This window comes from Streptomyces sp. NPDC056600 (genome assembly GCF_042792855.1).
Taxonomy (GTDB): Bacteria; Actinomycetota; Actinomycetes; order Streptomycetales; family Streptomycetaceae; genus Streptomyces.
Genome location: NZ_JBHTVQ010000003.1, coordinates 115,520 through 128,795 on the forward strand (window position 1 = coordinate 115,520; position 13,276 = coordinate 128,795).

Sequence of the window (13,276 nt, forward strand, 5' to 3'; positions counted from 1 at the left end):
CGGCCCCCCGGCGAGCGAGGCGGGCGACGGGGACGCGGAGGGGACAGGCACGGTCAGCCGCACCGTCGTCCCCTCGCCGGAGGCCCCCGCGGTGACCTCCAGCGACGCCCCCACCAGCAGGGCCCGCTCACGCATGCCGCGGATGCCCGCGCCCTCGGCCAGCCGCCGGATGCCGTGGCCGTCGTCGGTGACCGCCAGCTCGACCGCGTCCGGGACCTGCCGCAGCCGCACCACGACCGTCTCGGCGTCGGCGTGACGGGCCGCGTTGGTCAGGCTCTCCTGGGCCACGCGGTAGACGACCAGCTCGGTCCCGGGGTCCAGCGGCGGCAGGTCGGTGTCGAACTCGCGGCGCACCACCAGACCGGTGTGGGTGGCGAAGTCCCCGGCCAGCGAGGTGAGGGCGCTGACCAGGCCGAGGTCCTCCAGGACGCCGGGACGCAGCCGCCGCAGCAGCCGCCGGATCTCGTCCAGGCCGGCGCGGGTGGCCTCCTGGATCAGCCCCAGTTCCTCCCGCAGCGGCGGGTCGGCCCGGTCGGCGACCCGTTTGAGGGCCAGCAGGATCGCCGTCATGGTCTGCCCCACCTCGTCGTGGAGTTCCTGCGCAATGCGGCGGCGCTCGGCCTCCTGGGCGTTCAGCACGCGGGCGCTGCTGGCCACCCGTTCGTGCTCCAGGCGGTCCAGCATGGCGTTGAAGGTGCGGATGACGTCGGAGACCTCGCCGGTGCCGTACTCGGGCAGTCGCTGCCCGGGGCGCAGCAGGTCCACGGTGGTCATCCGGCGGGTGAGGCGGGCCAGCGGGGCCAGCCCCCAGCGGATCAGCGCGGCGTTGGCGACCAGCATGACCGCCAGGCCGACGACCAGGATCACGGCCTCGGTCAGCAGCACCGGCACGGACACGGTCACCGGCGCCCACAGCAGCAGCGACGTCGCCGCGCCCAGCACGACGGCGTTCAGCAGGAAGATCCGCCAGAACAGGGACACCGGGTCACGCCTCCTTCAGCGATGCGTCGCGCACCACTCTCGGGCATCGCGGTCCCCGGACGCTCAGCGGCTTGCCGGTCGGCCCGCTCCGGACGGGCCGACCGGGGCCGTCCTCCAGCCTGCCGGTCCGCGAGGCCGGCGTCGATGGGTCGCGGACCCCATTCGGCGTGGGTCGCGGACCCCATGCCGGGGTGGGGCACGACGGGCGGAAATGGGGCACACGGCCGATGTCCGTGAGGGCGGCGAAAGGCCAGGCTGGAGAGCGTCCCCGGCCTCCACGGCCGCCGGACCCAGGCACTCGGCCCCGTCGTCGAGGGCCCGACGCCCCCTGCCGTCGGACCCTCCCCGGCGCGGGCCGAGCGCTGTTGCCCGGGCTTCGCGCCGGGCAGTCCCACGGCTTCCCGCCGCAACCGTCCGGTCCGCCGGACCCGCTGGAAAGGACGTCCCATGGCCTTCGACGCCGCTCCTCCCGAACTCCGCCCGCAGCGCCCCGGCTCGCACGAGATCCGGCAGCGCCTCGAGCACGAGCGCGGCAGCCGGCTGGCCCAGCTGCGGTCCCTCACCGGCAGCGGCCAGACGGTGGACGACCACCTGATGTCCACCCAGAAGGAAGCCGTCACCAAGGTGCTGAGGGAGATCGAGGACGCCTTCGCCCGCCTCGACGACGGCACCTACGGGTCGTGCCTGCGGTGCGGGGAGGCGATCCCCGAGGAGCGGCTGGAGATCCTCCCGTACACCCACCACTGCGTCGGCTGCCGCCGCAGCGCCTGACCGACGCCTCGCGCCCGTCGTTCTCCTCGGCCCGTCGCCGCCGGCCGCGCGCAGTCCGCGCGGCCGGGTGCGGGCCCGTGCCACCAGAGGTGAAGTGGTGAACTCCCCGACCGCCGACGCCGGTGACCGTACCGCGCGGCACCTGACCCCGCGGGACCTGGCCCCGGGACACGTGACCCCGGGGCACCTGACCCCGCGGGACCTGGCCGGCCTGCGGGCCGCCCTCGACGAGCAGCTCCGGTTCCTCCGCAGGCGCCCGACGGGAGGGAACCCTGGCGTCGCGGCCCCGGCGCGCATGGTCCTCGCGGACGTCGAGGCGGCGCTGCGGCGCATGGACGAGGGCCGGTACGGCGTCTGCCACCGGTGCCGGCTCCCCGTCGACCGCAAGCGGCTGCGGATCGTGCCGCAGGCCCGCTACTGCGCCCCCTGCCAGCACCTGCACGCCACCCGCCACCGGCCGGCCAAGTCCACCGCCACGGGCGCGGCCCCGGGCGCGGCCCCGGGCGCGGGCACGGGCCCGAGCACGGTCCTGGGCATGGCCCCGGGCGCGGGCACGGCCCTGGGCATGGTCCCGGGCACGGGCGTCGGCCCGACGGCGAACACCGCCGGCCCGGCGGACACCGCAAGCCCCGCGAACACCACAGGCCTTACGGCCACCGCAGGCCCCGCGAACACCACAAGCCCCGCGAACTCCGCGGGCCCCGCCCGCGCCGGGGACCGGTGACCGTGGAGCGGCTCGGCGGCGCGGACACGGGCGCCGGCCCGGTCCGCGGCCGGTTCGGGACGCCGCGGCCGGACCCGTACGCCGTCGCGCTGGACCTGGGCAGCGCGCGGACCCGTGCCTGGACGGCCGGGCACGACACCGTCCTCGACGTCCCCACCGTCACCCACCCCGACCGGAACACCGGCCCGGGCCTCGTTCCCGGCCCGGGCGACGCCCCGGGCGCCGGCCCCGTCCGCCGCGGCGGACGCCCGGTGCACCGCGGCGCGGTCGTCGACGAGGCCGGCTGCGCACACGTCCTGCGCGGGCTGCTCGCGCACCGGCTGCCCCGCACGGCCCGTCCGCTGGTGGTGCTCACCACGCCGGCCCTCGCCTCCCCCGCACACCGGGCGGCGGCCCGGTCCGCCGTGGAGGTGCTGCGGCCGCGGAGCGTGCTGACCGTGCCCGCCGCCCGCGCCGTCGCGGTGGCGGCCCGGGCCGACCTGTCGCGGCCGCTGCTGGTGGTGGACATCGGCGCGCACCTCACCGAGGTGGTGCTGCTGGACGACGGCGCGGTGGCCGACGCACGCCGCGTGGGCCTGGGCACCGGCGACCTCGGGGTCGCCGCGCCGGAGGACATCGTGGACGCGGTGACCAGGATGACGACCGCCACGATCCGGGAGGACGGCGCCTCGCTGATGCCCGGGGCGCTGGCCCGCGGCGTGCTGCTGGCCGGCGGCGGCGCGCTGCGGCCGGAGATCACCTACCGCCTCGCCGCCCGGCTGCACGCACCGCTCGACGTCGTCCCCGCCCCGCACACGGCGGCCGTGCGCGGCGCCGCGCGCCTGCTGGAGGCCGCCCGCCTCCACCCGAGCACCCACGGACACGACGCACCCGGCACGCGGTCCGGATGAGCGGCCGGGGCCGGTCCCGGTGACCGCCCCGGCCCTGGCCCCGCATGTCGCGGACCTGCGAGAATAGCGGCGTGACGACCGCCTCCGCCCTCCTGATCGCCGCCGACTCGCCCCTGCGGGAGGACGTCGCCGCGCTGCTCGACGAGCACCTGCGGGACATGTACGCGACCAGCCCGCCGGAGTCGGTGCACGCCATGGACCACGGGACACTGGCCGGCGACGGCGTCGTCTTCGTGACCGCGCGCACCGCGGAGGGCGTCCTGCTCGGCTGCGGGGCGCTCAAGGAGATCGAAACCGGCCACGGGGAGCTGAAGTCGATGCGCACCACGGCGGCGGCCCGCGGCCGCGGCGTCGCCTCCGCCGTCCTGGAGCACCTGACCGGCCTGGCCGCGCGGCAGGACTGCGCACGGCTGAGCCTCGAGACCGGCGCGGCGGACTACTTCGCGGCTGCCCGGCGGCTGTACGCCCGGCACGGGTTCACCGTGTGCGGGCCCTTCGCCGGCTACACCGAGGGCCCCGACAGCGTCTTCATGACCAAGTCCCTCGGACGGCCCGGGTCCTACGACAGGACGTGCGACCAGAAGCGGGCCTTGTAGAACTTGGCGCCGGGCCGTACCGAGTAGCCGTAGGCGCCGTCCTGGTAGTAGCCGACCCGGTCGCTCCACCACTCCTCCGCGCTGGGCGCGTCGACGCAGAACTCCTTGCCGTCGGGCAGCCGGCTGAAGGACTTGATGAACCACCAGGTGTGCACCCGGGTGGGCGTGACGAAGTTCCACTCCGCGTCCGTGCTGTTCCACACGAGCGTGGTCTCCCAGACCCCGGCGTCCGGGTTGCCGCCGTCCCCGCCGACCGTGTAGAGGATCTTGCCGGAGCTGTAGTCGGGCTGGAGGTCGTGCCCCATGCCGGAGAAGGAGAGGGTGGCCCTGCGCGTGAGGCCGGTGATGATGCCGCTGCCGTTCGTCACCAGGGAGTAGGCGCGGAGCTCCTCCTTGCCGATCGCCAGCAGCAGGTCGTTGTCGTTGTCCCAGAGCACCCCGTGGGCCCCCGGGAAGCCGGTGCTGACGCTGTCGGCGAAGGACGTGGGAGGCAGTCCCCCGTGGCTGCTCGGCACGAACAGGTTCAGGCCGCCGCCGGCCTCGAACTTCCCGTCGGGGTCGCTCTCGTCCTGCGAGGTCGACGGATCGTCGGGGACCGGCTGCCCGAAAACCCGGGCGTTGGCGGACGCGGTGACGATCGCGCCGTGCCCGTCGATGCGTTCGATCGCGTGCGGATGCCCGGGTACCACCGTCTGCCAGACGATCGCCCCGTCGCTCTCGCGCACCATGGCGGCCCGGCCGCCGTCCTTCGGCGTGCCGCCCGCGCAGGTCACCAGGACGTCGTCCCAGTTGGCGGTGAGGCGGCGCTTCACGTCGGACAGGCCGTACCAGGCGCCGGACCTGGCCGGGGCGGTCCAGTACCAGTCGGGTGTTCCGCTCCAGGACGACCGCGCGGTGCTCCAGCGCTGGATCTGGTTGGCGGACTGCTCGACGGTCACCAGCAGGTACTCGGCGGCCGCGGCCGCCTGCCGGGTCGTCACGGCGCCGGCCGCGGCGGCCAGCCCCGCGGTCACGGCACCTCGAAGCACCGTACGTCGACGCATCGTGCGTACCTCCCCCATCGCCACGCCTCTGCGTCGACACCCTGTCACCCGGCCTGCCGGGCCACCAGGTCGCGCGCCCGACGCGACCGGAAAGCATCCCCCGGGCCCGTGGCAGGCCCCCCGCCACCCGGCCGTCCCGTGGTCTGCGTCACATCCGCGAGGTACGTACAACGTTCACCCCGGGTCATCGATCTGTTCACGTAGGACCGGAAATGCGCCTGTCCGGGGGACGTCGTGTACCTCGGACTCTCCCTGCCCCGCCGGGCGCCCGGGGCAGGGACCGCCAGCACTTCGACCCCAGGGAAGTCCCGTATGAGCTTCGGCCGGACAGGCACGACTCCGAACGACCCGCGCATCAGCCTCGTCGTCCCCGTGTACCGGGTACAGGGGTATCTCCGCGCGTGCCTGGACTCGGTACTCGGACAGTCGTTCACCGACTTCGAGATCATCGCCGTCGACGACCGGTCACCGGACTCCTGCGGCCTGATCCTGGACGAGTACGCCGCCCGCGACAGCCGCGTGCGACCCTTGCACCTGGAGCGGAACCAGGGCATCGGCAAGGCCCGCGACCTGGGCGTCCGCGAGGCCCGGGGCGACTACATCTTCTTCCTGGACAGCGACGACACGCTGGCCGACGGCGCCCTCGCGGCCGTCGCCGAGCGGCTGGAGCGGACCGGGGACCCGGACATCCTGCTGGTCGACCACGTCCGCACCTACTGGTGGAACCGGGTGCAGGGCAGCGCGGCCCGCGAGATGCTCGCCGAGGCCGGGCCGGACGTCTTCACCGCCCTGGAGCGGCCCCAGTTCCTCACCATGTTCACCGTGGTGTGGAACCGGCTCTACCGCCGGGAGTTCTACCTCGCCGGCGGCTTCTCCTTCACCGACGGCATCTACGAGGACGCCCTCATGGTCTACCGGACCATGCTGAGCGCCGAGCGGATCGCCTGCCTGCCGCAGGTGTGCGTGGAGTACCGCCAGCGCCGCAAGGGCAACTCGCTGCGCACACCGGGCCGTCAGCACTTCGCCGTCTTCGAGCAGTACGAGCGGCTGTTCGCCTTCCTCGACGAGCGCCCGCACCTGGACCCGGTGCGCCCGCTGATCTTCGAGCGGGTGATCGACCACTACCTGTTCCTGCTCTTCCGCGAGGAGCGCGTCCAGCCGCGCGACCGGGCCGAGTTCTTCCGGCGGGCCGCCGCGCACTTCCAGCGCTACCGGCCGGCCGGCTACGTCCGGCCGCAGGGCTCGCTGGGCGTGCGCTTCGACCTGCTGGCGCGCGGCTCGTACCCGGCGCTGGTGGCCGCCCGGACCGTCGCCGACGCCCGCAACCACCTGCGCAAGCGGGCCGCCAAGGCCCGCGTCGGCCTGGGCCGCAAGGCCTACGACCAGCTGTACCGGATGCACCTGCGCCGCCCGATCGACGAGAACCTCGTGGTCTACAGCGCCTACTGGAACCGCGGCGTCAGCTGCAACCCGCGGGCGATCCACGACAAGGCCCGGGAGCTCGCGCCCCACCTGCGCGGCGTGTGGGTGATCCGGGCCGGCGCGGAGCACACCGTGCCGGAGGGCGTGGACTTCGTGGTGGCCCGCTCGCCCCGGTACTGGGAGGTGATGGCCCGGGCCAAGTACCTGGTGAACAACGTCAACTTCCCCGACGAGATCGTCAAGCGGCCCGGCCAGGTGCACCTGCAGACCCACCACGGCACCCCGCTGAAGCAGATGGGCATCGACCAGCAGCGCTTCCCGGCCGCCGCGAAGAACATGAGCTTCGGCAAGATGCTGGAGCGCTGCGACCGCTGGGACTGGAGCCTGAGCTCCAACCGGCACTCCACGGAGATCTGGGAGCGGGTCTACCCCTGCTCCTTCGAGAACGTGGACAGCGGCTACCCGCGCAACGACGTCTACTTCCGCTCCACCGCCGCCGACGTCGCCCGGATCCGCGCCGGACTGGGCATCGAGGACGGCCGCACGGCGATCCTGTACTGCCCGACGGTCCGCGACTACCAGAAGGGCTTCGTGCCCCGGCTGGACCTCGAACGCCTCACCCGCGAGCTCGGCGAGGACCACGTCGTCCTGGTGCGCACCCACTACTTCTACGGCCGGGACCCGCGGCTTCAGGCGCTGCAGGACCGCGGACTGATCAAGGACGTCTCGGCGTACCCGGTGGTGGAGGACCTCTGCCTGGCCGCCGACGCCCTGATCACCGACTACTCGTCGATCATGTTCGACTACGCCTGTCTCGACCGGCCGATCATCTCCTACGTCGACGACTGGGAGGTCTACGCCAAGGCCCGCGGCGTGTACTTCGACCTGTTGTCGCAGCGGCCGGGCGAGACGCCGGGCGCCACGGCGACCAGCGAGGACGAGCTGGTCGAGGTGCTGCGTTCGGGCGCCTGGAAGGGCGAGCGGGCCACGGCGCTGCGGGCCGCCTTCCGGGAGCGGTTCGTCCAGTTCGACGACGGCAACGCCGCCGAGCGGGTGGTGCGGAAGGTGTTCCTCGGCCAGGAGGCGGCCCCGGCGGTCCTGCCCCTCGCCGAACGCACCCCGGCGCCCGCCCCGGCGGCGGCCGTCCTGCCCGTCATCCCACGGCAGTCCACCGGCGGCGAGGACCTGGTCCCTGCCGACCGGAGCGCGACCGCCTGAGGGCCGGCGTCCCGTCCGTCGCGCCGCCCGGCCGTCGCCCGTCGCGCCTCGTCCTGCCGCACGTCACGCCGTCCGTCCCGCCCCGTCCCGTCCCGCAGTCCGTTCCGCCGTCCGTCCGCTCCCCGTCCCCCGCGGGCACCCGCGACCGGGGGCGGCTCCCCACTCACCGAGGACCACCGCACCCATGAGATCCATGAGGTCCACCCTCAGCAAGGCGGTCATTCCCGCGGCCGGGCTCGGCACGCGGTTCCTGCCGGCCACCAAGGCGACGCCCAAGGAGATGCTCCCGGTCGTCGACAAGCCGGCCATCCAGTACGTCGTCGAGGAGGCCGTCTCCGCCGGGCTCGACGACATCCTGATGATCACCGGCCGCAACAAGCGCCCGCTGGAGGACCACTTCGACCGCAACCACGAGCTGGAGTCGGCCCTGGAACGCAAGGGTGACGCCGGCCGGCTCGCCCGGGTGCGGGAGTCCACCGACCTGGCGACCATCCACTACGTCCGCCAGGGCGACCCCAGAGGCCTCGGCCACGCGGTGCTCTGCGCCGCCCCGCACGTCGGCGACGAACCCTTCGCCGTCCTCCTCGGCGACGACCTGATCGACCCGCGCGACCCGCTGCTCTCCCGCATGATCGACGTGCAGGCCCGGTACGGCGGCAGCGTGGTCGCCCTGATGGAGGTCGACCCCTCGCAGAGCCACCTCTACGGGTGCGCCGCCGTCGAGGCCACCGAGGACGGCGACGTCGTCCAGGTCACCGGACTGGTCGAGAAGCCGGCGCCGGGCGACGCCCCGTCGCACTACGCGGTCATCGGCCGCTACGTGCTGCACCCGGGCATCTTCGGCGTGCTGCGCCGCACCGAGCCCGGCCGCGGCGGGGAGATCCAGCTGACCGACGCCCTGCAGATGCAGGCCGCGGACGAGAAGGTGTGCGGCCCCGTGCACGGCGTCGTCTTCTCCGGCCGCCGCTACGACACCGGAGACCGCGGCGACTACCTGCGCGCCATCGTGCGGCTGGCCAGCGAACGCGAGGATCTGGGGCCGGAGTTCCGGGCCTGGCTGCGCGACTTCGTGCGCGACGAGATCGACGGCCCGCAGGCGTAGCTCCGGCAGCCCGCGGAACGGGGCCGGCGCGCGGCCCGTGATCGAGTGGCGGGGGCGCGGGCACGGGGTTTTGCTGGGAGGAGCACCTCTGTCCGCGTCCGTGCCGAAGGACTGGGAATCATGACCGTCACCAGCGTCAACGAGGACTTCGACCAGCTCGAGCTGACGCTGGCCGCCGATTTCGACGCGCCCGTGGAGCGGGTGTGGCAGCTGTGGGCCGACCCGCGGAAGCTGGAGCGGTGGTGGGGTCCGCCGGCCTATCCGGCCACCGTGGACGAGTTCGACCTCAACCCCGGCGGGACGGTCAGCTACCACATGACCGGTCCCGAGGGGGACCAGCCGCACGGCTGGTGGAAGGTCGACTCGGTGGCGCCGCCCACCCGCCTGGAGTTCACCGACGGCTTCTCCGACGACCACGGCGAACCGCTCTCCGACTCGCCGAGGATCGGCATGCGGGTCACCCTCACCCGGCGCGGGACGGCCGGCTCCGGCACCCGCATGGAGCTGTCCTCGACGTTCCGCAACGAGCACGAGATGCATCAGATGTCCGACATGGGCATGGCCGAGGGCATGCGGGAGGCCGCCGAGCAGATGGACCGGCTCCTGGACTGACCCGGCCGGCGGGCCGGGCCCGCACCTCCGGCCCGTCCCGCGCGCACGCCCGGCGCACCGGGCGCTCCGGCCGCGGCACCCGCGTACGCGCGGCGGGAGCCGGAAGGCATGATGGACCCCACAGGTGAGACGGACCGGTCCGCGGGGACCGGCCAGGGCTGTCAGGGGGAGGGGGAGGCATGGACGGAGCGGACAGGCACGCGCCGCGCAAGGCCATCCGGCTGACGCCGGCCCTCTTCAAGGCCGCCGCCGACGGCCCCGTGACGCTGTCCGAGACGGCCCCGAGCGCCCGCACCGAGGCCAGGGGCGTGCTGCGCATGACGCTGCGCCCGGCCGACCTGCTGGCGGGCGCGGGGGTGGCCGCGGGCTGCCTGGTGCGCACCCGCGACGGCCGCACCGGCGTGGTGCGCCTCCCGTCCCGGGGCGGCGCCGACCGCGCCGCGGACGCGGCGGGGACGGGAGCCCTCGACGCCTGGCCGTTCGTCGCCCTCACCGATGACGGCACCGCCGTCGACGTCGCCCTCGGGCGGGCGGACCGCTTCGAGCGGCTGCTCTTCTACGCCGACGTCGCCCAGGGCGCCGCCGACTTCCGCGGCCCCGCCGCCGAGGCGGTCTTCACCGCCGGCCCGGGCCGCACCTGGCGCATCCCGCTCGACTCCGCGCCCGCCCCCGCCGGGGCCTGCGCGGTGGCGCTGCTGGTCCCCGGCCCGGGCGGGCTGGAACTGCGACGGGAGGTCCGGTGGTACCGGGCCAAGTGGCGCACCTCGTACCGGCGGGTGCTGGCCCGCGACTACCGGTTCGCCTAGGAGCCGCCCTCACGGCTAGGGTCTGTCCAGCGGATCACGCACGTGGGTCGCGGGGCCTGGCACGCACGTCTGCGGCGTTGTCGTCGGTCGACGACTCCCCCACGCTCGGCTTCGCTCGCGCGGGGGCACCCCCATCGCGTCGCCTCCCTCCTCCGCCTTGCAGCCGCGCGCACCAGACCCCGCTCAGGCCCGCTGACAAGCGAACCGGCAGCAAGAACGGCATGATCCGCCGGACAGACCCTTGGGGCGCGAACCTCTAGGCGGCGCGGACGAGTTCCGCTTGTCCGAACAACAGGGCGTAGCCGGACGGGAGTTGTGCGAGGAGCCGGTGCGTCAGGTCGTCGCCGACCAGCCCGGGGAGCACCCCGAGGACCGACGTGGTGTCCCAACGCGCCGTGGCGTGCGTGGCGTTCGGCAGCCGACGGGACAGCTCGTTGACGAACTCCGCGGCGGCCGGGGCCTGATGGGCGGGAACCTGGGCGGCGACGATGCGCCCCGCCTCCTCGGGCAGCGCCCGCGCCAGGTCGACGCGCTCGTCGCCGACGACGTGCTCTCCGAGTGCCGCGAGCACGGCGCGGGTGACCCGCTCGGCCTGCTCCTCGGTCGGGTAGAGCCCGGCCTCGCGGACCTGGGCGACCAGGTCGTCCCAGGACGTGTCGGCCGTCGTCGCGGCCGTCGCGCCCTCGCGGGGTTCCGGCACGGGAGCGGCGGTGACGGCGGGGAGGGTGGCGGCGGCGCTGGCGTCGCTCGACATCATGGGAATGGTCAAGGGGACTGCTCCTCTTCAGCTCCCGTCAGATGACTGCCGGGCCGGGGCGGCCTGTCCCGGCCCGGTGCTGCGGCTCGTATGCCCGCCTTCGCGGCACGCACACCTCTGTTCACACCGCGTGCATGGCGTGACGGCGGTGCGACCGTGGTGCGACCGCGGTGCGGTCAGCGGCTGATGGCCTTGCGACCGCCGCCGTCGGGGCCGCCGCTGATGCGGATCCTGCGCGGCTTGGCGTGGTCGGCGACCGGGATCCGCAGCGTGAGGACGCCCGCGTCGCAGGAGGCGTCGATCCGCTCGGTGTCCAGCGTGTCGCCGAGGAAGAGCTGCCTGCTGAACGTGCCGGACGGGCGCTCGGCGACGATCACCTCGGCGCCTTCGGGCGCCGGAGCGCGCCGCTGCGCGCGGATGCTCAGCACGTTGCGCTCGACGTCGAGGTCCACGGTCTCCGGGTCCACTCCGGGCAGGTCCACCTGGACGACCAGGTCGTCGCCCACGCGGTAGGCGTCCATCTGCAGGGCGGCCGGCCGGTTCGGCACTCCCGTGTTCCCGAGGACCTGCTGGGTGAGGCGGTCGAACTCGCGGAACGGATCGGTGCGCATGAGCATCACGGTCACTCCCTTCGTACGGTTCCTGGGTGCGATGCCCTGATGTCTTCTTATATAGCTCCGGTCCGGAAAATTGACAAGCCGGGACTCAACTCTGGGGGCGTCGGGGCCGGCCCTGGGGCGCCGGTGACAGGATGGGCGGAAGCTGTTCGGGCGATGTGAGGCGAGGCGAGGAGGACGTGATGGCGGCGAAGGTGCCCACGGGGCTGGTGGCGGCGGCCGGACTGGTCGGCGGGTTCGGCGTGGCCCGCGGCACGAAGCGGCGTGAGCTGGGCGGGGTGGTGCTGGCCGCGGCCGGCGCGGCGGCGGCGACCCGGTGGAAGCGTCAGGCGGGCGGCCCGGTGGCCGCGGGTCTCACGACGGCGTACCTGGCCGCCTTCGCGGGCTCGCACCCGCTGGCCAAGCGGCTCGGCGCCTGGCCGTCCGTGCTGACGGTGACGGCGGGCGTCGCGGCGGCCTCCTGGGCACTCGCCGACCGGCACGGGGCCTGAGCCACCGCCGTGGGGCCTGACGCGGCGGCACCGTGCCACGCGCCGGGCGGGGTTGTGCGTCGCGGGCCCTCCGCGGGGGCCGGGGCGGCGGGCGCGGCTCACCGCCCCCGCCCGGCCCGGCTGCCGGCGTCTCAGACGCCGAGGTCTCGGATGATCTTGGCCACGTGTCCGGTGGCCTTCACGTTGTACAGCGCCCGCTCGACGGTCCCGTCGGCGTCCACCACGACCGTGGACCGGATGACCCCGACGACCGTCCTGCCGTACAGCTTCTTCTCGCCGAACGCCCCGTACGCCTCCAGGACCTTCTTGTCCGGGTCGGCCAGCAGGGTGACCTTCAGCGACTCCTTGTCGCGGAACTTCGCCAGCTTCTCCGGCTTGTCCGGCGAGACGCCGACGACGTCGTAGCCCGCGCCGGCGAGCAGCTCGAGGTTGTCGGTGAAGTCGCACGCCTGCTTGGTGCAGCCGGGGGTAAGCGCGGCGGGGTAGAAGTACACGATGACCTTGCGGCCCGCGTAGTCGGCCAGCGAGACCTCGTTCCCGTCGGCGTCGGGAAGGGTGAAGGCGGGGGCGGTGTCGCCGGGCTGAAGTCGCTCGGACATCGGGTGGGGCTCCTTGGTCACTGGTCACCGGGTGGGCGCGTACGAGCGTAACCGGGGGCGTGGCCGTGCGGCCCGGCCCCGAGCTGACAGACTGGTGCACAGCACCACGGAACGCAGGACGACGTACGGTACGGACGACGGACATCCGACGGCGAAACGATCACGGAGGCGGCACGGTGGCGGACAGCCCGGACACCAGGACACCGGCGCAGATCAAGGCGGACATCGAGCGCCGTCGCGCTCAGCTGGCGGAGACGCTCGAGGAGATCGGGGTGCGGATGCACCCCAGGACGATGGTGGACGACGCCAAGGCCAAGGCGCGCAGCCAGGTCGACCAGACCCTCGGACGGGCCTACGTGAGCGTCAACCGGACGATGACCGAGGTGCGGGGACGTTTCGTCGACGAGGAGGGCTCGCCGCGGATGAACCGGATCGTGCCGGTGGCGCTGGTGGCGGTCGGCGTGGTCGGCCTGCTGGTGCTCAGCGGCACCCGGAGCTCCGGCGGCTCGCGCGGCAGGCGCTGCCGGCGCCGTCGCTGAGCGGCCCCCGCACAACGACCCCCGCACGACGGCACCCGCTCGGACGGCGAGGGGCCCGGGCCAGGTAGGTTCGGACCGTGAGCGTCAACAGAACTGTGAGCGACACCG

General features: G+C 74.2%; 14 protein-coding genes and 1 pseudogene. 10 read left to right on the top strand and 5 right to left on the bottom strand.

Annotation, left to right across the window (positions count from 1 at the left end; translation table 11 throughout):
* Window positions 1-27 precede the first annotated feature (27 nt).
* Window positions 28-981: pseudogene (locus ACFRAV_RS02885) on the bottom strand (HAMP domain-containing sensor histidine kinase); the annotation flags it as partial.
* Between the two features lie 447 nt (window positions 982-1,428).
* Between ACFRAV_RS02885 and ACFRAV_RS02890 the strand changes: the two are divergent.
* From ACFRAV_RS02890 to ACFRAV_RS02905, 4 genes are all read left to right on the top strand, one after another.
* Window positions 1,429-1,752 (top strand): TraR/DksA family transcriptional regulator, encoded by a 324-nt coding sequence (locus ACFRAV_RS02890; RefSeq protein WP_382550971.1) that lies wholly within the window; start codon window positions 1,429-1,431, stop codon window positions 1,750-1,752.
* A 97-nt stretch (window positions 1,753-1,849) separates the two neighbouring features.
* Complete coding sequence (locus tag ACFRAV_RS02895; protein WP_382550973.1) at window positions 1,850-2,476, top strand: TraR/DksA C4-type zinc finger protein; 627 nt, start codon at window positions 1,850-1,852, stop codon at window positions 2,474-2,476.
* An 89-nt stretch (window positions 2,477-2,565) separates the two neighbouring features.
* Window positions 2,566-3,366: a rod shape-determining protein gene (locus tag ACFRAV_RS02900; RefSeq protein WP_382551119.1), complete on the top strand. Its 801-nt coding sequence runs from the start codon at window positions 2,566-2,568 to the stop codon at window positions 3,364-3,366.
* A 71-nt stretch (window positions 3,367-3,437) separates the two neighbouring features.
* The gene (locus tag ACFRAV_RS02905; RefSeq protein ID WP_382550976.1) at window positions 3,438-3,962 is read left to right on the top strand and encodes a GNAT family N-acetyltransferase; all 525 of its coding nucleotides are present in this window, start codon (window positions 3,438-3,440) and stop codon (window positions 3,960-3,962) included.
* On the opposite strand, the gene ACFRAV_RS02910 is transcribed toward ACFRAV_RS02905, so the two are convergent.
* Window positions 3,926-4,975, bottom strand: a complete 1,050-nt coding sequence (locus ACFRAV_RS02910; RefSeq protein ID WP_382550979.1) for a hypothetical protein — start codon at window positions 4,973-4,975, stop codon at window positions 3,926-3,928. The two genes, ACFRAV_RS02905 and ACFRAV_RS02910, sit on opposite strands and share 37 nt — an antisense overlap.
* A gap of 342 nt (window positions 4,976-5,317) precedes the next feature.
* On the opposite strand from ACFRAV_RS02910, the gene ACFRAV_RS02915 reads away from it, so the two are divergent.
* The 4 genes from ACFRAV_RS02915 (at window position 5,318) to ACFRAV_RS02930 (ending at window position 10,165) form a co-directional block, all read left to right on the top strand.
* Entirely contained in the window at window positions 5,318-7,645 is a 2,328-nt protein-coding gene (locus ACFRAV_RS02915; RefSeq protein ID WP_382550981.1) for a CDP-glycerol glycerophosphotransferase family protein, read from the top strand.
* 184 nt (window positions 7,646-7,829) lie between these two features.
* Complete coding sequence (gene galU, locus ACFRAV_RS02920; protein WP_382550984.1) at window positions 7,830-8,747, top strand: UTP--glucose-1-phosphate uridylyltransferase GalU; 918 nt, start codon at window positions 7,830-7,832, stop codon at window positions 8,745-8,747.
* 120 nt (window positions 8,748-8,867) lie between these two features.
* Complete coding sequence (locus tag ACFRAV_RS02925; RefSeq protein ID WP_382550987.1) at window positions 8,868-9,359, top strand: SRPBCC domain-containing protein; 492 nt, start codon at window positions 8,868-8,870, stop codon at window positions 9,357-9,359.
* A 179-nt stretch (window positions 9,360-9,538) separates the two neighbouring features.
* A complete protein-coding gene (locus ACFRAV_RS02930; RefSeq protein ID WP_382550990.1) occupies window positions 9,539-10,165 on the top strand; it encodes a hypothetical protein in 627 nt (208 codons plus the stop codon).
* A gap of 256 nt (window positions 10,166-10,421) precedes the next feature.
* Here the strand turns inward: ACFRAV_RS02930 and ACFRAV_RS02935 are convergent, their stop codons facing one another.
* On the bottom strand, window positions 10,422-10,934 hold the full coding sequence (locus tag ACFRAV_RS02935) for a DUF2267 domain-containing protein (RefSeq protein ID WP_382550993.1): 513 nt from the start codon (window positions 10,932-10,934) through the stop codon (window positions 10,422-10,424).
* A 164-nt stretch (window positions 10,935-11,098) separates the two neighbouring features.
* Window positions 11,099-11,539: an Hsp20/alpha crystallin family protein gene (locus ACFRAV_RS02940; RefSeq protein ID WP_382550995.1), complete on the bottom strand. Its 441-nt coding sequence runs from the start codon at window positions 11,537-11,539 to the stop codon at window positions 11,099-11,101.
* Window positions 11,540-11,721: 182 nt separating this feature from the next.
* Between ACFRAV_RS02940 and ACFRAV_RS02945 the strand changes: the two genes are divergently transcribed.
* Complete coding sequence (locus tag ACFRAV_RS02945) at window positions 11,722-12,030, top strand: hypothetical protein (RefSeq protein ID WP_382550998.1); 309 nt, start codon at window positions 11,722-11,724, stop codon at window positions 12,028-12,030.
* Window positions 12,031-12,161: 131 nt separating this feature from the next.
* Here the strand turns inward: ACFRAV_RS02945 and bcp are convergent, their stop codons facing one another.
* Window positions 12,162-12,629: a thioredoxin-dependent thiol peroxidase gene (gene bcp, locus ACFRAV_RS02950; protein WP_382551001.1), complete on the bottom strand. Its 468-nt coding sequence runs from the start codon at window positions 12,627-12,629 to the stop codon at window positions 12,162-12,164.
* Between the two features lie 176 nt (window positions 12,630-12,805).
* On the opposite strand from bcp, the gene ACFRAV_RS02955 reads away from it, so the two are divergent.
* Window positions 12,806-13,168 (top strand): DUF3618 domain-containing protein, encoded by a 363-nt coding sequence (locus ACFRAV_RS02955; protein WP_351114214.1) that lies wholly within the window; start codon window positions 12,806-12,808, stop codon window positions 13,166-13,168.
* Window positions 13,169-13,276 lie beyond the last annotated feature (108 nt).